This window comes from Leptospira sanjuanensis (assembly GCF_022267325.1).
Classification (GTDB): Bacteria; Spirochaetota; Leptospiria; order Leptospirales; family Leptospiraceae; genus Leptospira; species Leptospira sanjuanensis.
The window spans coordinates 212,273-230,690 of record NZ_JAIZBG010000002.1; the positions used below are offsets into that span (position 1 = coordinate 212,273).

Below are 18,418 nucleotides of genomic sequence, written 5' to 3' on the forward strand. Positions count from 1 at the left end.
CGAAACGTCACCAGCACTTTCCGGTAAAGAGACAAATCAAAAGAAGAATGTCGATCGGTTCCGGTTGGACTTCTACGGGTTGAGGGGTTTGCTCTTCCGGCAAAGGGGTGACCACCGTATCGTTTCCGGGAATGGATACGGCTCCGTTAAAGAGAGGCGGTCCGTTTCTCAACGAATTGTGCCAATCCAGTTGAGTCACTTTGGAGGCTAATGCCCCCGCCCAAACCGTGTATCCGATGTAGTTCAAATGTCCGACTTGATCCTGATACAGCCAGGGATTGGCGACCCAACACTGACCGAATTCAAAACAGTCTCTTTGCCGAATAAAAAGATGATACATGGGTAAAAAATGAACATTTCCGTATTTTGAGTTCACCTCCGCGGCGGTTTGTTCTAACGGCCCCTGTGAAAAGAACATTCCCAGGCTTGTGACCATACTGATGTTGTTTTTGATCGTATGCAGCCACAGCCAATACCATTCGTCCTGACTCGTGGGCGAGGTGCCCGAGTTTTTGATTTGTATATGCAGCATTTCTAATTCTACGATTCCGGTTTGGATTTGAACCGTCGCCAAGGCGTTGTTGTATGCCTGTTTGACTCCGATGATTGCTTGTACGAAATCTCCGTGTAATTCATTCATATCGATCGGAATATACAATAGTCCCAACCAACCGAACGGCAACACGGCGATCGCGGCTGCCTGGGCTTCTTCATACATTGCCTTTTTTTGTTCTTCGTGTAGTTTACTCATATTGTAGGTGAACATTCCGTCGGGATGGGTTGCGAGCGGCGTGAAGTAATTGTTCGTATTTCCGAGTGTCGGGCTGTAAGAGAGATTGGGAAAATTTCCCATTACCAAGACATTTTTGTTTCTTCTTGGATTTCGGAGTTGATACAAAATCGACTTGGTATTGAAGGAAACTCTGCCGACTACGGCGCTAAACTTCCAAGGCATGAAGGTGAGCATGATGGAGTTATGCCAGAAATCGTTTCCTCCGATTTCAAAGGCGACGTTGGGTGCGGTTTTGAAATTGAAACGTTGTTCCGGTTTGTTTGCACAATCTCGAATAAAATAATAAATATCGTTTGTTGTAAATCCTCCGTGCGCTAAGTTTTGTACATTCCAGGAAACACCAAAATTCATGAGAGTCAGATATTTATCCCAACCGAAATAGCCGTATGCGCCTTCGTCCACAAAATCTCCTAGGCTGTCCCCATACAATGTGAGAAATGTTTTGTCCGGCTCAAAGGATTCAGGATTAGAATCATCGAATTGAGTATTGCAGTTTGTTTGATTAACAAGATAATCATAGGAATGATTCAGATCCGGTAAAATATATCTAAAGTTATTTTTATCGGCGAAGAGAGATGAATTTAAAAAGAGAATAGATATCATTAAAATACAGTTTGTTTGAATATTCATTTTTGATTTCCTTATTGTGGAGGGTCTTGCGCTGTCGGTGTAGTGAAAGTAATATTGCCTGAGCCGCTCATTGCCGTTATTTTTGAGAAAAAACCTAATCTTCTTTGGGGTAATGGCGGAATTTTTAATCTTAAATCAAGAGTTTCTAATTGTCCGGAGAGTCCTGAATCATCATCAGCTTTGTATTCTTCAGGACTGTTTCCACAATATGGGCTTGCTAATTTCACGTTTTGTCCGGCGGATTCTTGGATTATGAAAGTAAAATACTCTGAAGCGCCACTAGCAACGTTCGGATTGCCACCAGCATTCAATCTTGCTCGATTATCAAAAATAAATGTATCCCCCGCCTGCATAAACCTTGTGTACGTTCCGGGTTCTAGGATCGGAATCTGATCTGTGGGAGGACAGAATTGATTGAAGTCAAGATTCGGAGCAATAAAGAAAAACCCATACGTAAGTAAGAAATTATTATCGATGCCTGCGGTTGTACCTCGATCGAAGTCTTCCTGTTTTAGATTATCACAGTGAGCGCTTAACATGCACGCGATGATTAAAATAAAGATTCGTTTCAACATAAGAATTCCGATCGAATAGGGCTGCCACAAAGGGAAAATTCTTTCGAAGAGAAAAGACTTCATAAATTTTTCACTCCGCGTTTGATCAATTCCAAGTTTACCTTCTGCCGGATCGCCACGGCCTTTTCTCTTGCCATGATCAGAAACGATGTAGGGATGCCGGTTGCCGGATCTCCGTAATCCATCATAAACCGAATCATAACCAAGCTCAACGTAAAGTTCTCCCGAACCTTGATGAGTTGAGGCACGGTCATACCCGGAAGATCGTTTGCAACCTTTCCGTAAAAAACATCCGCCGCTTGGCTTTCTTGCTGTAAGATTTGCTGTTCGGTTCCGTAGGTGGGAGTCGGAACCGATTGGCCTTTGAGTTCCGCCTCCACTTTGGCTTCCAGTTCGGAATCGGACAAAGGGCGATTGAATAAAACGTCTTTCGAAGCCATAGAAGATTCTTTTACGAACTTTTGATCCAATTGGCCGTTTTCGTTCATCATCCGAAAAGCTTCTTCGATCGAAGCGCGCTCGTTATCCGAAATTGCGGGCAATGTCGCCAACGGTGAATCCGGCGTCGGCGTAGGAATGCCCAGGTCGGAGGGAGAATACGGGGTCACATTCGACGCGAACAAAGGGGGAAGCTTGCCCGAGCCTGGTTTGATGCAGGCTGCGGTCGCGAAGGAGCAGACGATAAGAAATATAATAAAAATTGAATATTTTAGAGATTGAATGTTTCGGTTTTGATCCATGTCCGATCTTCCTTTAAAAGTGATGTGTAATGCCGAGTTGAATTGCGGGAATTCCGAAGGAGGAAGATCGCGTATCCGTTCCTTCTCCGATCGGTTTCAATTCCCGGTTTTGTATCTGTAAGTCTTTGTAGGTTTCGTTTTTTCCGAAACGAACGTATGCCTTGATCGTCGTGAACGTAAAAAAACCGACGGTAATCGCGGCCAGGGTTTGATATCTTGTATAAGAATTCTGGAATGTATGTTTTTCCTTATCGTTGAAACCCGAATAAGAGTTTTTTAAGGATTGATTTTGCTGATTCGTATCGACATAAGCCGCGGCGGTAAGAAGGACGAGCCCGACTTTGACCCAGAGGGTGTATGAATTCTCGAATTGTCCGTTCGGAGCGACGCTTTCGTTCGGAAAACCTTTCCATTGAGCGTCGGCCGATGCGTTCCAATAAAGAAGCGATTCCCACGCGCTGCGAAACGCGGAAGAATTCTTTATATTTTTATAATATTCTTCGGAGACAAAATCGACGATTTGTTCTTTCGGTATTTTTTTTCCGATCTTAGAATTTCGGATAAAATAATATTCTTGGAATTCCCCCACTTCTCCGGAAAACGCGGAGCCGTCCTTTAAAAGAAGGATTCCGGTGCGAAACGGGGAAGGATTTGCGTTCTCCGAAAAAGTGTCCGTGGCCGTACAGACGACAAGCAGAAAGAGGACGATCCGCGCGGTATTTTTTAAAACCATCGAACCGCCTCTGCGTCCACTTTGGTTTCTTTTTTGCGATTTCCGATTTTTTCCTGAAAGAGAATCCATCTCTTGCCTTCTGCCTTGCGGGTTGTGTAGGAAAAGAATCGGATTTTTTTGCCTTCGAGAAAATCGGGCGGATGCGGGAGAATTTCCGCGGTCGATACGCTTTCTCGAAAATCTTTCTTTTGTGGATTGCAATCCGCCGCTTCGGGGATCGGGGTCGCGACGTTCCTCGTTTGGCTTAGATTCTGATATACGAACAGAAGATTGCAGAAAACGGATAGGATCAGAATCGGTAGAAAAATTGCCTGATTTAATTTCATACGGGAGAGCTCGAGTAACGTTCTTTTGACATCTTCTGAGGAATGTATTCCCGAAGCAAAAAATTAAAGACATATTTGTATTAAAAGTTCGTTAGTTTGTTTTTTATATCAAAAATATGGCTTCTGTGAGTTTAAGATTAGGAGAGGATCCGGCCGGAGTTTCGATCTGCGTTGCTTCAGTTTGAGGAAAAGAATTCGTTTTGCGTTCGAAATTTGTGGGATCTCCCACGAAGTTGCGTTCAACAGAAGAAGACGATGATGATGATCTACTCAAAGTTTGGCGGCAAAACTCTCTGTCTTTCTCGAATCATTTGCAGGATCTCCTACGAAGTCGGGATCATTGGACGGAGAATTCGAAGAACGCAAGAAGCAACATAGAATGTTCCGGAAGAAACGCCGTATGAGTGTAAGCGCCTAAACAACCGCACCTTTTTCTAATCGTATAAATGTTGTAAACTGTCTTTGATGAAAAAAACGAAAATAGATTGGCCCAAAGAGTTTGATGACTTTTCAAAGAGTGGACTTTCCCAGCCTCAGTATTGTAAAGAAAGACACCTCAAATACACGACGTTTCGATATCATTGGGAGAGACGTTCTAAGCATTCAGAGAAGAACGACTTTGTAGAAATTCCTCCTTCCTCGACAAATTCTCAGTCATTGGTAGAAGCCGAATTTTTGACCCTAAAGATAGATACGTCGGGGAAGGCATCGCTCCAAGTAAACGTTCAGTTTAGTTTAGGACGATGGAGTTAAATCCCGGAAACAGAAAAGTGTATCTTCGACCTGGGGCGACGGATTTAAGGAAATCGATCAATACGCTCTCTGTAATCGTAGAAGGAAAGATGAAAAAAGATCCGTATTCGGCGAGCGTCTTTCTCTTCTGCAATCGCAAGAAAGATAAACTGAAGATGCTCTACTGGGATAAGAGCGGGTTTTGCCTTTGGCAGAAGAGACTGGAAGAGAGTAAATTCCCGTGGCCGAACTCAGAGGAGGAAGTGCATAAAATACCCGTTGAAAGGTTTCATTGGCTATTGAATGGGATCGATTTTTTCAAAGAGCACAAGAAACTAAAATACAAGAATGTCAGTTGAAAATGTTTGACTCAAGAAAAGAAAGTATTAAGACTGAATCCGAATGTCTTTGGATCTAAACTCTCTTCCTGATGATGTAGAAGAACTAAAAAGAATCATTATATTAGAGAATAATAAATATCAGGAAGAATTACGACTCCAAAAACAGAAAGAATCCGAACATTTGGATCAGATCGAGAGATTGAAGATCCAGCTTTTCGGGAGAAAGACTGAGAAATGGAGTCAGATCGAAAAAGATCAAGGATTTCTTTTTAACGAAATAGAAAGCTCCTTGCAAGAAGATTCTCCTGAACCCGAAGAAGAAAGTCTTTTTAGTCCTGTTAAAAGCCATACAAGAAAGAAGACGGGAAGAAAACCTTTCCCGGACTACTTTCCAAGAATCGAAATCCTACATGATATTCCTGAAATTGATAAAACCTGTTCTTGTGGTCACGAGCTTACTCGTATCGGAGAAGACAAGTCCGAGAAGTTAGATATTATCCCGGCTAAAATACAAGTCGAAGTTCATATTCGCCCTAAGTATGCGTGTAAGCATTGTGAAGGAACTTCTGATGAAACTCTACCTGTCGTAAGAATCGCGCCGGTTCCCCATCAGATCGCTGAGAAGAGTATGCTTTCTTCCGGATTCTTAGCTCACACGCTTACTCAAAAGTTTGCGGATGCTCTTCCGTTTTACAGACAAGCCGGGATTCTCCAGAGATCGGGAGTGGATATTTCAAGGAGCACCCTTTCCAATACCGCAATTCAAGTTTTTGAAAAACTTTCTCCGATGATCGAGGATGTGAGAAGGGAACTTTTCAAATCGAAGTATTTGCAGATCGATGAGACGATTCTTCAAGTGTTAAACGAAGAAGGAAAGTTGAATACATCCAAATCGTATATGTGGGTGATCCGAGGGTTCATCAGAGAAAAGCCCGTTGTTCTCTATCATTATGAGCCGAGTCGGAGCGCTAAGTTTTTAGAAGAATGGATCCAGGGATTTGAAGGAATCATCCAAACGGACGGTTTTGAATCTTACGATTCTTTGTTGAAAGTTAAATCTAAGATTCTTCACGCGGGATGTTGGAATCATGCGAGGAGGAGATTTTTCGAAATTCTAAAAATCGATTCTAAGAATGTGCAAGCAGAATGGATCGTAAAGAAAATCGGTAAGCTTTATACAATCGAGTCAAAAGCTAAGGTAGAAAGTTTAAGTTCTGAAGAACATCTGAAACTCAGGCAATCCGAATCTAAGCCTATCGTTGATGAGATTCGTTCTTGGATGAACAAACGGATCGTCGAAGTTGCTCCCAAATCTTCTATGGGAAAAGCGCTCTCTTATCTTTCTGGCCAGTGGGAAAAACTGCTTCTCTTTTTGGATCATCCGGAATTGCAATTAGATACGAATCTCGTTGAGAACGACATTCGTCCTTTTGTGATCGGTAGAAAAAACTGGCTCTTCTCCGGTTGTCCACAAGGGGCAACTGCGAGCGCGGGATTCTATTCGTTAATTCAAAATGCAAAGATCTCAGGTATCGATCCTTACGCTTATTTACGAGATCTTTTTAAGTCTTGGGAAACGATACCGAGAAGTCTTTCTTGCGAGGATCTGCCAAAAAACGGTGGGCTTGTGGTTCGTTAGGCGGTTACGTATGAGTTCCTACATAGTTTGAACTGTAAAGCTTTGGTGGAGATCGGATCCATTCCGGTTCACAACCCGCAAGGGACACGCAAGGCTTGGTCTAAAACGCGGCTTGAAAAATCCGCTTTATGAGAAGTAATTTCCTTTGCCGAGTTTCCGTTTCGATCTTTGCGTTTTAGACCGAGCGGGACTCCGCGAGCCTGAAGTGGCCCGACCGCCGTGGCGGGTGCGGCCTTATCCCTTCGGAGTTGATTTTCTCCAGAAGGCAGCGAGCAAACTTCCGATCAGCGAATGTACCAAACTGGAAATCGCGGCGGGTATTGCGACTAACGGGTCCGGGAAATTATTTCTGGAAAGAACGACTCCCAGTCCGGAGTTTTGCATCCCTACTTCGATGGAAATTGTTCTCGACGTTTTTTGTTTTCGGATGAAAAGCCAGGAAAGGATATAACCGAAAAAGAATCCGGAGGAATGCAGGCCGACTACCGCCGCGATCAATCTTACGGCCGACTGAAGAATCTTTTCTCTTCCCGCTCCCAAGATCGAAGATACGATCATCGTAATGAGTAGAACGGCGACGAGCGGAGAAACCGTTTGGATCCTTTTGGAAATTTGCGGGAGATAAAAGTTGAGCAGAACACCGAGCGCCACGGGTAAAATCACCACTTGAAACGTGTCCAAGAATAGTCCGCTCGCGGACGCTTCCACGCCTTTGCCGATGAGAAAGAGCGTTAAAAGCGGAGTCATAAAGACCGATAGAATCGTGGAAGACGCGGTCATCGAAACCGATAAAGCAAGATCCCCTTTCGCGAGATAAGTAATCACGTTAGACGCAACACCGCCTGGACAACAGGACACTACGATCAATCCCGTCGCGAGCGGGGCGGGCAAATCCAGAAGAATTCCGATTTCCCAGCCGGATAAAGGCATCACCGTATATTGCAATACGACCCCCGCAAGTACGGGGACCGGAGTTTGAAAAACGTCTCGAAAGTCCCGGGGTAAAAGAGTGATTCCCATTCCGAGCATCGTAAAGCCGAGCCCGTATGTGATCCAAGGCCCGGTAAACCAAGTGAACCATTGGGGAAAGAAAAAGGACAGAACCGATCCGGTTAAAACCCAGACCGGAAATAGCAGCGTGCCGATTTCTCCGATTTTCTGCAGTTTGTTTGTCTTCATCAAGGTTAAGGACTAAAAGAAGAGATTTTCTGTAGGAGTTCCGACAAGAATCATAGTTTCTACTCGCAAAAAGTTTGATTTTCTGATATAGAAAAATTTCTCGCGGTTTCCCGCCTCCTCACCCCTCCACCCAAGATAAGGGTGGGGCCGCTTTTTTACTGAAAAATTTTGTACTACCGACAAATTGATCCTCGGCAATCAACCCGGAAAACTTCCGAGAAGTTCCACAACCCGATCGAGCTGATCTTTTCGGTTATAGATATGCGGAGAAAAACGGACCTTGCCCAATCGAAGCGCGCACATCACTCCGTTCTTCTTGAGATAGGAAACGAGTTCGTCCATCGGAATTCCTTCCTTGTACCCGACTACGATCCCCGTTCTGTTGTCCGGAAAATGATCGAGTTCGATTTGAAATCCGACGCTCTTCATTCCTTCGGAGAGATAATCCGAAAGCTCGTAGATTCTTTCCATAACCGTATGAAATCCGATCTTTTGGAGCATTTCCAGAGTGGATTGAAAGTAAACCCAATCGATAAAATTGCCGCTGGAAATCTCGTAACGATCCGCTCCCGGTTTGAGTTCCGCCCGATACGGTAAATAGACTTCGTCGTTGACCACGGAACCGGTTCCTTTGAACGGAAACGAGAGTGTGTCGATGCGGTCTTGCTGGATGTACAACATTCCCAAGCCGAGCGGACCCAAGAGCCATTTCCAAGCGGGGAAGGCGATGTATTTCAACTTCATTTTTCGGACGTCGATGGGGACAAGTCCCACACCTTGCGCTCCGTCTAACACGAATTCGATGCCCTTCTCGTCCAGAAACGTTCCGATTTCCTCCAAAGGGAAAGGCATTCCCGTACACCAGTGAACCGCGGACAGAGAGACGATTTTGGTTTTAGGCCCGACGGAGGACTTAACGTTCTCTAAAAACTGATCGGGTGTGGAGCTCATCGGGATGAATCCGAGATTTACGCCCTTCTCCTTCCAATGTTCCCAAGGATAAATATTGCTCGGGTACTCGTTTTCCAACAGTAGAATCTCGTCTCCCGGTTTCAGTTGAAAGCCGAGCGAAAGAAAGTTCATTCCTTCGTTGGTGTTGTGGATGACGCACAGTTCTTCCACGTCGCAGTTGATGAGTCCCGCCACGATCTTTCGAATCGTATGTTTTACGGAAGCGTATTTGCGCACTTCGGTAAGTACTCCCTTGCGGGCGTACCCTTCCAAATATTCTCCGACCGTTTGGATCGTATTCACATTGCAGGGAGTCGTCCCGCAATTGTTCAACCAGATCATCTCCTGATTGACGGGATACAGATCTTGGATTTCTTTCCAATCGGTGATCGTGGTGGGCTGCATGAAATCGATTACCTTTTCTTCTTAGCCTTTGCCGCGGCTTTCTTTTTCGGAGCCGCTTTCTTGACCGTCTTCTTAGCGGTTTTTTTCGGTTTTGCCGCCGCTTTTTTCACCGCTGCCTTTTTCTTCGGCGCAGCCTTCTTCGCAACTGGTTTGGATTTGCTCGCGGCCTTTTTCGGTGCGGGAGCCGCTTTCTTAGCGGACGCCGTAGAAGCGACGGGTTTTACGGCCGGAGTCGATTTAGCTACGGGAGCGGGTTTTGCGGCAGGTGCAGGTTTAGAAGTCGGAGCTGCGGCCTTCGGTTTTTTCGGAACGGATGGAGCCTTGGAAGGTTTGGATTCCGCCTTCGCAACTTCTTCGGCTTGTTCGTCCCAAAAAAACGTTCCTTGTTGTCCCGAACCGGATTGATCCAATCCGTTCAATTCCGTTTCGAGAAGAGACTGATAGTTGTGATTGTAGTCCTTGAGTTTCGTGAAAAGAGATTTGATGTTCACGTCGTCGAATTTGTTCGCGAGTTTTTCATAGAAAGAAACGGAGTTCTCCGCTTCGCGGATCGCAAGTTCGAGCGCCTCGTGCGCGTCCTTCGTTCCAGGACCGGAAATGGTTCTCTCCACCTTGTTCATCAGTTTTTGAAGAGTCGTCTCGTGAAATTTGTGAATCGCGGTGAGTTGTTTCAGGTTCGGGAGTTCCGATCCTTCCGCTTGTTCGTACAACTCGGTGATGAACTTGATATGATCGTCCACTTCTTCCGCGAGTCTTTCGAAAAGTTCCTTTGTGTCTCCGGGAGGAAGTTTTTCATACGTGCTCATATAAAATTCGAAGTAATCTTTTTCGTGTTGGATCGCGGCCGCTACCGCTTCCAAAAATGTCGTTTCTTTTAAAGGTTTAATATTCATAATAAGATTCCTCCCGATTTCTTAGCTATCTTAGTTATGTTACGGACTGAATCAATAATTATTTAATTTTCTTCCACGGATTCATAGATGAGGAACTGCGCGGCGTAGTACGTCAGCATGATCCACGTTCCGATCATCGGAATCGGAAGCCCCGCGAACTTTCCCATCGCGATTAGACTGTCGGAAAGAATAAAAAGAGAGGAACCCGCAAACGATTTCCAATATTCCGGTCTTGGACATTCTCTGGCGATCGCTCTCCAACCCATCACACAAATGGCCGATACATACGCCGCAACCGGAACGTAAAGAGAACTTCCGATCCCGGGAAGAATCCAAGTGTAGAAAGAAATTCCGAACGCGAAGTACGGAATCAACCGAACAAGGTTTACCGGATTTCCAACGGAGAATCCGATCGAATATAAAATCTGCGCTACGAGAAACGATCCGAGTCCGAATACGAAGTAGTTTCCGGGAAGACCTAAAAACGTATCTCCGAACAAGGAAAAGATCAATCCTACGAAGACGTATTTTCCGGCGCGGTCTTTCCACTTGCCTTCAAAGAAAGAAAAGAAAATCAAAATGAGAATCGGTATGACTTTGGTCGCCAATTTGAGAGCGACTTCGCCCGGGAAAAAATAGGAAACGAGCAATTGAATCAAAGCGGTGATCGAAAATAAGAGTAAAATCATCTGAGCCTTCTTTCTGGGAATTGGGATTGTAATTTTGTACAGAGCTACGATTCTGTCACCCAAGAATCGGAAAACACAGAGGGATTATGGGATATTGGAGTTCGGGAGAATTCGTCTTAGTCGTTATCTTCACGGTGGTCTTGGGTCTTCTCGTTTATTTGGATCTCTTCGTATTAAACAAAAGAGCCCACAAAATTCCCCTCCGAGAATCCGTCTACTGGTCTCTCTTCTGGTTCAGTCTCGCGATTTCGTTCAGCATTTTGATCTACGTGATGGATCAGACTCCGAACGACCCGGACCGCGGGAAAACGAAATCCCTCGAATTCATCACCGGATATCTTTTGGAATATTCCCTTTCGGTGGATAACCTCTTCGTCTTTATCATGATCTTTCAGAAGTTTCGGATAACGCCTCAGTATCAGCCTCTGATTTTGAAATGGGGAATCATCGGCGCGCTGATTTTCCGCGCGATCATGATTTTTATCGGTGCCGGATTGATTTCTCAGTTCAACTGGATTCTCTACTTGTTCGGAATTCTTCTTCTTTATACCGCTGTGAAGATGTTTACCCATCAGGAAGACGAGGACTTTCATCCAGAATCTTCTCCCGTAATCAAGTTCGCGAAAAAGTTTCTTCCGATGAGTCAAGCGCATCACCCCGAAAAATTCGTCGTGATCGAACACGGAAAGTATGTTTTTACTTCTACCTTTATCACTCTGCTCATCGTTGAGTTCAGCGATATTATGTTCGCGCTCGATTCGATTCCCGCGATCTTTTCGATCACTACGGACGCGTTTATCGTTTATACTTCCAATATCTTCGCGATCCTCGGGCTGCGTTCCCTGTATTTTATGCTTTCGGGAGTGATGGAATTGTTCGTATTTTTAAAACGGGGCGTTAGCGTTCTTCTCGCATTCGTGGGAGTGAAGTTATTGCTTCCGCTTTTTTCACCGTATGTTTTCGGACACGAGATTCATATTCCGATATTGGTTTCTTTAGGGGTGATTGTGGGAACTCTTACGCTTTCGATTTTGGCATCGATTCCCCATTACCTCAAAACCAAAAATGAGAATTGAGGACGGGTTTTTGACTTTACACGCCAGTCTTGCAGGGTTCCCTAGAAAGAGAGCCTTGTAAAAGTCTCGATCAAAGAGAAAAAATCAAATGGCAGACCAGAAACTATTTACGGACTTCCCGCCTGTCACTCGGGAATCCTGGATTGCACTCATTCAAAAAGATCTCAAAGGCGCCGACTTTGAGAAGAAGTTAGTATGGGAAACCGCGGAAGGATTTAAGATCCAACCCGTTTATACCAAAGACGATATCGCCGACAAGCAGTGGCTGACTTCCAATCTTCCCGGAACCTTCCCGTATGCGAGATCGACCCGCAAGCTCGTGCAGGACTGGAGCATTCGTCAGGACTTCGATTCTCCGAGCGTTTCCGAAGCCAATCGATTGGCCAAAGAAGCCGCGAACAACGGAGTTACGGCGATCGGATTTATCATCGAAAACAAAACGACTCCACAACGCGGAATTCCGGTGAACTCCGCAAAGGATTTGGAAGCTCTCATCGACGGACTCCCTTTTGATCAGGTGACGCTTCACTTTATCGCGGAAGAACGTTCTCCCGAAATTTTCTCTTGGCTTCCGAAGGGCAAGGTTCTTGTGGGCGGACTCGGTTACGATCCGTTTCGGATTCTTCTCAAACACGGAAGATCGGGAAAACATTCCATTGCGGGCCTCAAAGAAATTTTGGAAACATTCGCGTCTTCTTGGCCGCATTACAGAGGTTTGTCGGTCACTTCTTCCACGTTCCGGGACGGCGGCTCCACGATTTCGGAAGAACTCGCGTTTACATTGGCGGCTGCGGCGGAATACGTGCAGCAACTCCTCGAAGCGGGAATGTCCGTGGATACGATCGCTTCCCAGTTGATGTTCGAATTTTCCATCGGCCCAGATTACTTTTTGGAAATCGCAAAGTTCCGCGCCGCGAGAATTCTCTGGGCCGAAATCATCCGAGAATTCGGGGCCAAGGAAGAATCTTCACAGCACGCATTTTTAAGCGCGCAGACATGCCGTTACAACTACAGCGCCTATGATCCGAACGTGAATATGCTTCGCGCCACGACCGAGGCGATGTCCGCGGCGATCGGCGGTTGCGAAGTGATCAGCGTTTCTCCATACGACAGCGTTTTGAAAACGAGCGATTCCTTCTCTCTGAGAATCGCACGTAACATTCAGCTTCTGATGAAACACGAGTCCCACGTGGACAAGGTGGTCGATCCGGCAGCAGGTTCGTATTATCTGGAATCGATCACCGATTCGATCACCAAAAAGGCTTGGGAAATTTTCTGCGAGATCGAATCCGCGGGCGGATTTCTCGAAGCCGCGAAAAAAGGAATGATTCAAAAAAAAATCTCCGAGTCCAGAAAGAAAAAGGAAGAGAACCTTGCGAATCGAAAAGAGATTCTACTCGGAACCAATCAATATCCGAACGGAGAAGATAGAATTTCCGTTTCCGAATTGAATCTGCGCGGTGCGTTAGGCGACATCGAAAGTGCGGCGGGCGAAATCGTCTGCGAAACGATCGCCGACTTTAGAGCCGGAGCCGGAATCGAAGAGATCCGTTTGAAAACGGAAGCCTATGCGAAGAAGTCCGGTAAAACTCCGACCGTTCTCCTTTTGCCGATGGGCGATCTCAAGATGAAAAAGGCGCGCGCGATCTTTTCCCAAAACTTTCTCGCTTGTGCGGGAACCAAGCTGATCGATCCGGGAAGTTATGCGACACCGGAAGAAGCGTCGCAAGGTTTGAAAGAAACGAACGCCGACATCGTGGTCTTCTGCACGAGCGACGAAGAAGTCGTGGGTTTTGTGGATTCTACCTTTGCGGTTTTGAAAAAACAAAACTCCAATTTGATCGGAATCGTAGCGGGAAATCCGACCGAACAGATCGATTCTCTGAAATCCAAAGGGATCGAATTTTTCATCCACGTCAAATCCCAACATTTAGAAACTTTGAAATCGATTCAGAAAAGGCTGGGCATCCAATGAAACGTCCGAGTTTTGATCGCCAACGTTATGCGCCACAGGGCAACGGAAAAATTTCCAAATCCGATTGGGAAAAATCCGCGCTCGGTGATTTAGGGTTTAGTTCCATCGAACAAACTCTGTGGAATACTCCCGAAAAAATCCCGGTCAAACCGGTTTATACCGCGGAAGACATCGCTAAGATGGAACACCTCGACTACGCCGCGGGAATTCCTCCGTATTTACGCGGACCGTATTCCACGATGTATGTCCAACAACCTTGGACGATCCGCCAATACGCTGGATTTTCCACCGCGGAAGAATCGAACGCATTCTATCGTAGAAACTTAGCCGCCGGACAAAAAGGTCTTTCGGTCGCGTTCGACCTCGCGACTCACAGAGGATACGATTCCGATCACGAACGTGTGGTCGGCGACGTCGGTAAGGCCGGGGTTGCGATCGATTCGATCCTCGATATGAAGATTCTCTTCGATCAGATTCCTTTGGATCAAATGTCCGTATCGATGACGATGAACGGGGCCGTGATTCCTATATTAGCGTTTTATATTGTAGCCGCGGAAGAACAAGGAGTCAGCGCGGACAAACTTTCCGGAACGATCCAAAACGACATTCTCAAAGAGTTCATGGTGCGGAACACCTACATTTATCCGCCCGCTCCTTCGATGAAGATCATTGCGGACATTTTCAAATATACGTCCGATTTCATGCCCAAGTTCAACTCGATTTCGATTTCGGGTTATCACATGCAGGAAGCCGGAGCTACAGCCGACATCGAACTCGCCTACACCCTCGCGGACGGTTTGGAATACCTTCGAACCGGAATCAAGGCGGGAATGGACGTGGATACGTTCGCTCCTCGATTGTCCTTTTTCTGGGCGATCGGTATGAATCACTTTATGGAAATCGCAAAGATGCGCGCCGGTCGTCTTCTCTGGGCGAAGCTCGTAAAACAATTCAATCCTAAGAATTTAAAGTCGCTCGCACTCCGAACTCACTGCCAGACATCGGGTTGGAGTTTGACCGAACAAGATCCGTTCAACAACGTTGCGCGCACTTGTATCGAAGCCTTGGCCGCGGCTTTGGGTCACACACAATCGCTTCACACAAACGCGCTCGACGAAGCGATCGCGCTTCCGACCGACTTCTCCGCGAGAATCGCAAGAAACACGCAGATCTTTTTGCAGGAAGAAACGAACATTCATCGTGTAGTCGATCCTTGGGGCGGCTCGTATTATGTGGAATCTTTGACGCATTCTCTCGCGCACCGCGCTTGGGAACTGATCGAAGAAGTCGAGAAGTTAGGCGGAATCGCAAAGGCCATCGAAACCGGAATTCCAAAGATGAGAATCGAGGAAGCCGCGGCCCGCAAACAGGCTAAGATCGATTCCGGAAGGGATGTGATCGTCGGAGTCAACCGATACAAGGCCGTCGAGGAAAAGCCGTTAGATATATTAGATATCGATAATACTGCCGTCCGCGAATCCCAGATCCGCAGATTGCAGGAGCTCAAAAAAAATCGAAACAACGCCGACGTGACCGCCGCGCTCGAAGCGATCACAAAATGCGCGGGAAGCGGAGAAGGAAATCTTCTCGCTCTCGCGGTGGACGCGGCCCGCAAACGCGCGACGCTCGGCGAAATTTCGTACGCTATGGAAAAAGTATTCGGAAGATACCAGGCGACGATTCGTTCGATTTCGGGAGTTTATTCCTCGGAAATCGAAGACGATCCGGATTTCAAACGCGCGAAAACGCTTTCGGATAAATTCGCAACGTTGGAAGGGCGTCGTCCGAGAATCATGGTCGCCAAGATGGGACAGGACGGACACGATCGAGGCGCGAAGGTGATTTCGACGAGTTTTGCGGATATGGGATTCGACGTCGATATAGGACCGCTCTTTCAAACTCCGGCGGAAGCCGCAAGGCAAGCGGTGGAAAACGACGTACACATCCTCGGAGTTTCGAGTTTGGCCGCGGGTCACAAAACGCTCGTGCCTCAGGTCATCGCGGAACTGAAAAAACTCGGAAGAGAAGACATCATGGTCATTGCCGGCGGAGTGATTCCACAGCAGGACTACGACGTTCTCTACAAGGCGGGAGTAACGGGCATCTTCGGACCGGGAACGAAAATTTCCAAGGCGGCCGCGGACATTCTGGAACTTCTCATCAAAGATTTAGAAACTTCTAAAGTAAACGCCTAAGGGAAGAATCGTCTTTGAGCTCCGGAGAACAAACCGGGATTCCTTCGAGCGGAGGAATTCGATCCACCGGAATTTCCCGAAAGCCGCTTCCTTCCGCGGAAGCATTCGTAAAAGGAATTCTCGCAGGAGATCGAGTGATGCTCAGCCGTGCGATTACGCTCGTCGAAAGCGCGCGAGCCGATCACAAAGAACTCGCGGAAAAAATCATAGACGCATGTCTTCCTCATTCCGGAAAATCGATCCGAATCGGAATCACGGGCATTCCCGGAGTCGGGAAAAGTACGTTCATCGAATCCTTCGGAATGCACGTGCTTTCTCAGGGAAAAAAGTTAGCCGTTCTTACCATCGATCCTTCGAGTCAAATCTCGGGGGGAAGTATTCTCGGAGACAAAACAAGAATGTCCGAGCTTTCCCGAAACGAATCCGCGTTCATCCGCCCTTCTCCCTCCGGAGATTCGTTAGGCGGTGTTGCGCGTAAGACGAGAGAAACGATTTATCTCTGCGAGGCCGCGGGTTTTGATACGATCATCGTCGAAACGGTCGGTGTCGGACAATCCGAAACGGCGGTTCATTCCATGGTGGATTTGTTCTTGCTTCTTCTCATCGCGGGAGCGGGAGACGAACTTCAAGGAATCAAACGAGGTATTATGGAAATGGCGGATTTATTCGCCGTGACCAAAGCCGACGGAGACAACAAAATCAGATCCGAAGCCACGAGAATCGAAACTCAATCCGCGATTCACTTTTTTCCTTCTCATGAAAATACTTGGATTCCAAAAGTACTTTCCTGCTCGTCTTTGACGGGAGAAGGAATCGGAGAAATTTGGAAACAGATCCAGGAATATGAAAAAACCGTAAAGTCAAACGGATACTTCGAGATTCGAAGAACGAACCAGGCCAAATATTGGTTGGAAGAAACCGTTTCCGAACATTTGATGAGCGATTTTTATACGCGCATGAAGGATCTTTACGAGGAACTCGAGGACAAAGTTAGCCGTCACCGAATCAGTTCCTTTCAAGCCGCGGAGAAGTTGATCGCGGAATACCGCAAACGTTTGTACGGTTAGATTTTTTCTCGGACCTTTCCAAGCCGGGATTTGTTCCCAAAACATAGGGAAAACCCCTCTCAAAAGCCTCTTTTTTCGAATCCTATTTTTTCCCAAAACGGAACTTTTTTTCTATGAGATTGTCATTCCTTTCGGAAAATGAAGAATACAATTTATCAAAAGGATTCGATCCGGTTCGCCTAGGAAAAAATTTATTCTTGCACGTATATCTGACAGATAGTATCTGGTAGATATACTGTTCTTGAGACAAGAAAAACAAAAAGAACGTCTCGGGATTATCAGCGAACTTGGGTTGCAGGCAGGTACCGTGAAAGCTTTTCAAATTCTCTCCGTATTTTTGATTTCCCTGATTTTGGCGAACTGCGCGACTTCGTCGGCTGGAATCGCCACGAGTAATATTCCCGTCGCGGACCGTAAATACAAGGTGATCGGTCCGGTCGAAGGTCACAAAACTTGGAACACGTTCGACATCGCGATCGTGGGAGTTCCTCTTTCCGAACCTCCGATCGATAAGGTCGTTACCGCGATGTTGACCGAAAAAGAAGCGGACGCTCTCATCAACATCCGTTATTGGACGGATAAATACATTCTTCTTTTCCTCACCATCAACAGACTGCATATCAATGCGGAAGCGATCAAATTCGAGGATCAAAATGACCAGAACGGTAAAAAAAGAAGATAGAAAAACTCGAAAGGAGTTTTTCGGCGGAAAAGGATCCGCCGGATTTTCCGTTTCGGAATTACATTCGTTTTTCATAAAGTTATTTGCGGTCTTGATCTTCTGCGTTTTCGGGAATTGTATGGGCGCGACCTTGTTCGAACCGGGAGGGCGCGTGCGTTCCCCGGGTATTTACGAATCCGCAACGATCATCCGCTCGAGCGGCTACGATATTCTGGAAGAAGCGGAGGGAGAATCCTCCACGTTCTTCGTGTTCGGTTTGATTCCGATCACGAATCCGATTAGCATCGATTATGCGATGAGCCAGGCGGTCCAGAAGGTTCCCGGCGGAAGAAGTCTTGTGGGCATCAAGGTTTGGCACGAAACGCACGTTATGTTTCCTTTGGGAACGGTTTCCGTTTTGAAAGTAAAAGGAAGCGTGATCGGCAACAAGGAAGAATCCGAACGACTGAGATTGGAAGAACAGCGCAAGAAAGAAGCCGCGGAAACGTCCGCTTCCCAACCTCAGGATGAAAAATCCAATTCGGAATCTTCTTCCGGGGGGATCAGCGTAGGCGGCGGAAAACGTTCCTCCAATGCGGGTCAGGAATCCGGCGGAATTTCCGTCGGCGGGAAAAAGAAGGATTGATATGCTCTTACATCGTTTATTCAACTCTTTGAATGTTCTTTCGGGCCGCCCGTCGGCGAAGGCTGAAACATTCCATTTTTTGAATGTTTTTCGGAAATGCGGCTTTGCGACGAACCTTCGGCCGCATTCTCGGAGTCTTCTGAACAAACTGATTTTCTTTTTCAAAACGAAA

The 18,418-nt window shown here is 46.5% G+C and carries 18 protein-coding genes; 9 read left to right on the plus strand and 9 right to left on the minus strand.

The window, feature by feature from the left end:
• Positions 1-7: 7 nt before the first annotated feature.
• The 5 genes from LFX25_RS18980 to LFX25_RS19000 are packed head-to-tail and all read right to left on the minus strand — an operon-like array spanning position 8 to position 3,797.
• Complete coding sequence (locus tag LFX25_RS18980; RefSeq protein ID WP_406600554.1) at positions 8-1,396, minus strand: LIC10707 family hydrolase; 1,389 nt, start codon at positions 1,394-1,396, stop codon at positions 8-10.
• Between the two features lie 38 nt (positions 1,397-1,434).
• Positions 1,435-1,998 (minus strand): LIC_10705 family lipoprotein, encoded by a 564-nt coding sequence (locus LFX25_RS18985; RefSeq protein ID WP_238731826.1) that lies wholly within the window; start codon positions 1,996-1,998, stop codon positions 1,435-1,437.
• A gap of 59 nt (positions 1,999-2,057) precedes the next feature.
• Positions 2,058-2,738 carry an LA_3478 family PerA/PerB upregulated protein gene (locus tag LFX25_RS18990; RefSeq protein WP_238731827.1) on the minus strand — a complete coding sequence of 227 codons (681 nt, stop codon included), beginning with the start codon at positions 2,736-2,738 and terminating at the stop codon, positions 2,058-2,060.
• 13 nt (positions 2,739-2,751) lie between these two features.
• On the minus strand, positions 2,752-3,471 hold the full coding sequence (locus LFX25_RS18995) for a hypothetical protein (RefSeq protein ID WP_238731828.1): 720 nt from the start codon (positions 3,469-3,471) through the stop codon (positions 2,752-2,754).
• Complete coding sequence (locus LFX25_RS19000; protein ID WP_238731829.1) at positions 3,462-3,797, minus strand: hypothetical protein; 336 nt, start codon at positions 3,795-3,797, stop codon at positions 3,462-3,464. Before LFX25_RS19000 ends, LFX25_RS18995 begins: the two co-directional genes overlap by 10 nt.
• 465 nt (positions 3,798-4,262) lie before the next feature.
• On the opposite strand from LFX25_RS19000, the gene tnpA reads away from it, so the two are divergent.
• The 3 genes from tnpA to tnpC are packed head-to-tail and all read left to right on the plus strand — an operon-like array spanning position 4,263 to position 6,509.
• Positions 4,263-4,550, plus strand: a complete 288-nt coding sequence (tnpA, locus tag LFX25_RS19005) for an IS66 family insertion sequence element accessory protein TnpA (RefSeq protein ID WP_118966454.1) — start codon at positions 4,263-4,265, stop codon at positions 4,548-4,550.
• The gene (gene tnpB / locus LFX25_RS19010; RefSeq protein ID WP_118966397.1) at positions 4,541-4,888 is read left to right on the plus strand and encodes an IS66 family insertion sequence element accessory protein TnpB; all 348 of its coding nucleotides are present in this window, start codon (positions 4,541-4,543) and stop codon (positions 4,886-4,888) included. The genes tnpA and tnpB overlap by 10 nt, the downstream gene beginning before the upstream one ends.
• A 43-nt stretch (positions 4,889-4,931) precedes the next feature.
• Complete coding sequence (gene tnpC, locus LFX25_RS19015) at positions 4,932-6,509, plus strand: IS66 family transposase (protein WP_118966396.1); 1,578 nt, start codon at positions 4,932-4,934, stop codon at positions 6,507-6,509.
• Between the two features lie 234 nt (positions 6,510-6,743).
• Here tnpC and LFX25_RS19020 read toward each other — a convergent pair whose 3' ends face one another.
• The 4 genes from LFX25_RS19020 to LFX25_RS19035 all read right to left on the minus strand — a co-directional run bounded on the left by LFX25_RS19020 (position 6,744) and on the right by LFX25_RS19035 (position 10,626).
• Positions 6,744-7,688 carry a bile acid:sodium symporter family protein gene (locus LFX25_RS19020; RefSeq protein ID WP_238731830.1) on the minus strand — a complete coding sequence of 315 codons (945 nt, stop codon included), beginning with the start codon at positions 7,686-7,688 and terminating at the stop codon, positions 6,744-6,746.
• A 198-nt stretch (positions 7,689-7,886) separates the two neighbouring features.
• The gene (locus LFX25_RS19025) at positions 7,887-9,044 is read right to left on the minus strand and encodes an aminotransferase class V-fold PLP-dependent enzyme (protein ID WP_238731831.1); all 1,158 of its coding nucleotides are present in this window, start codon (positions 9,042-9,044) and stop codon (positions 7,887-7,889) included.
• A gap of 8 nt (positions 9,045-9,052) precedes the next feature.
• Positions 9,053-9,937 (minus strand): ferritin-like domain-containing protein, encoded by an 885-nt coding sequence (locus tag LFX25_RS19030; protein WP_238731832.1) that lies wholly within the window; start codon positions 9,935-9,937, stop codon positions 9,053-9,055.
• 62 nt (positions 9,938-9,999) lie between these two features.
• The gene (locus tag LFX25_RS19035) at positions 10,000-10,626 is read right to left on the minus strand and encodes a lysoplasmalogenase (protein ID WP_238731833.1); all 627 of its coding nucleotides are present in this window, start codon (positions 10,624-10,626) and stop codon (positions 10,000-10,002) included.
• 86 nt (positions 10,627-10,712) lie between these two features.
• On the opposite strand from LFX25_RS19035, the gene LFX25_RS19040 reads away from it, so the two are divergent.
• The 6 genes from LFX25_RS19040 (at position 10,713) to LFX25_RS19065 (ending at position 18,246) form a co-directional block, all read left to right on the plus strand.
• A complete protein-coding gene (locus LFX25_RS19040) occupies positions 10,713-11,702 on the plus strand; it encodes a TerC family protein (RefSeq protein ID WP_238731834.1) in 990 nt (329 codons plus the stop codon).
• A gap of 88 nt (positions 11,703-11,790) precedes the next feature.
• Positions 11,791-13,677, plus strand: a complete 1,887-nt coding sequence (locus tag LFX25_RS19045) for a methylmalonyl-CoA mutase family protein (protein ID WP_238731835.1) — start codon at positions 11,791-11,793, stop codon at positions 13,675-13,677.
• Positions 13,674-15,872: a methylmalonyl-CoA mutase gene (scpA, locus tag LFX25_RS19050; RefSeq protein ID WP_238731836.1), complete on the plus strand. Its 2,199-nt coding sequence runs from the start codon at positions 13,674-13,676 to the stop codon at positions 15,870-15,872. The genes LFX25_RS19045 and scpA overlap by 4 nt, the downstream gene beginning before the upstream one ends.
• 14 nt (positions 15,873-15,886) lie before the next feature.
• A complete protein-coding gene (gene meaB, locus LFX25_RS19055) occupies positions 15,887-16,939 on the plus strand; it encodes a methylmalonyl Co-A mutase-associated GTPase MeaB (RefSeq protein ID WP_238731837.1) in 1,053 nt (350 codons plus the stop codon).
• 307 nt (positions 16,940-17,246) lie between these two features.
• Complete coding sequence (locus LFX25_RS19060) at positions 17,247-17,621, plus strand: LIC20211 family lipoprotein (protein WP_238732078.1); 375 nt, start codon at positions 17,247-17,249, stop codon at positions 17,619-17,621.
• The gene (locus tag LFX25_RS19065) at positions 17,593-18,246 is read left to right on the plus strand and encodes a hypothetical protein (protein WP_238731838.1); all 654 of its coding nucleotides are present in this window, start codon (positions 17,593-17,595) and stop codon (positions 18,244-18,246) included. Before LFX25_RS19060 ends, LFX25_RS19065 begins: the two co-directional genes overlap by 29 nt.
• Positions 18,247-18,418 lie beyond the last annotated feature (172 nt).

What these genes read in the sequence shown, in the direction of transcription:
- LFX25_RS18980 (WP_406600554.1), bottom strand. Translation starts at nt 1,396, where the DNA reads ATGATATCTATTCTCTTTTTAAATTCATCTCTCTTCGCCGATAAAAAT.
- LFX25_RS18985 (WP_238731826.1), bottom strand. Translation starts at nt 1,998, where the DNA reads ATGTTGAAACGAATCTTTATTTTAATCATCGCGTGCATGTTAAGCGCT.
- LFX25_RS18990 (WP_238731827.1), bottom strand. Translation starts at nt 2,738, where the DNA reads ATGGATCAAAACCGAAACATTCAATCTCTAAAATATTCAATTTTTATT.
- LFX25_RS18995 (WP_238731828.1), bottom strand. Translation starts at nt 3,471, where the DNA reads ATGGTTTTAAAAAATACCGCGCGGATCGTCCTCTTTCTGCTTGTCGTC.
- LFX25_RS19000 (WP_238731829.1), bottom strand. Translation starts at nt 3,797, where the DNA reads ATGAAATTAAATCAGGCAATTTTTCTACCGATTCTGATCCTATCCGTT.
- tnpA (WP_118966454.1), top strand. Translation starts at nt 4,263, where the DNA reads ATGAAAAAAACGAAAATAGATTGGCCCAAAGAGTTTGATGACTTTTCA.
- tnpB (WP_118966397.1), top strand. Translation starts at nt 4,541, where the DNA reads ATGGAGTTAAATCCCGGAAACAGAAAAGTGTATCTTCGACCTGGGGCG.
- tnpC (WP_118966396.1), top strand. Translation starts at nt 4,932, where the DNA reads ATGTCTTTGGATCTAAACTCTCTTCCTGATGATGTAGAAGAACTAAAA.
- LFX25_RS19020 (WP_238731830.1), bottom strand. Translation starts at nt 7,688, where the DNA reads ATGAAGACAAACAAACTGCAGAAAATCGGAGAAATCGGCACGCTGCTA.
- LFX25_RS19025 (WP_238731831.1), bottom strand. Translation starts at nt 9,044, where the DNA reads ATGCAGCCCACCACGATCACCGATTGGAAAGAAATCCAAGATCTGTAT.
- LFX25_RS19030 (WP_238731832.1), bottom strand. Translation starts at nt 9,937, where the DNA reads ATGAATATTAAACCTTTAAAAGAAACGACATTTTTGGAAGCGGTAGCG.
- LFX25_RS19035 (WP_238731833.1), bottom strand. Translation starts at nt 10,626, where the DNA reads ATGATTTTACTCTTATTTTCGATCACCGCTTTGATTCAATTGCTCGTT.
- LFX25_RS19040 (WP_238731834.1), top strand. Translation starts at nt 10,713, where the DNA reads ATGGGATATTGGAGTTCGGGAGAATTCGTCTTAGTCGTTATCTTCACG.
- LFX25_RS19045 (WP_238731835.1), top strand. Translation starts at nt 11,791, where the DNA reads ATGGCAGACCAGAAACTATTTACGGACTTCCCGCCTGTCACTCGGGAA.
- scpA (WP_238731836.1), top strand. Translation starts at nt 13,674, where the DNA reads ATGAAACGTCCGAGTTTTGATCGCCAACGTTATGCGCCACAGGGCAAC.
- LFX25_RS19065 (WP_238731838.1), top strand. Translation starts at nt 17,593, where the DNA reads ATGACCAGAACGGTAAAAAAAGAAGATAGAAAAACTCGAAAGGAGTTT.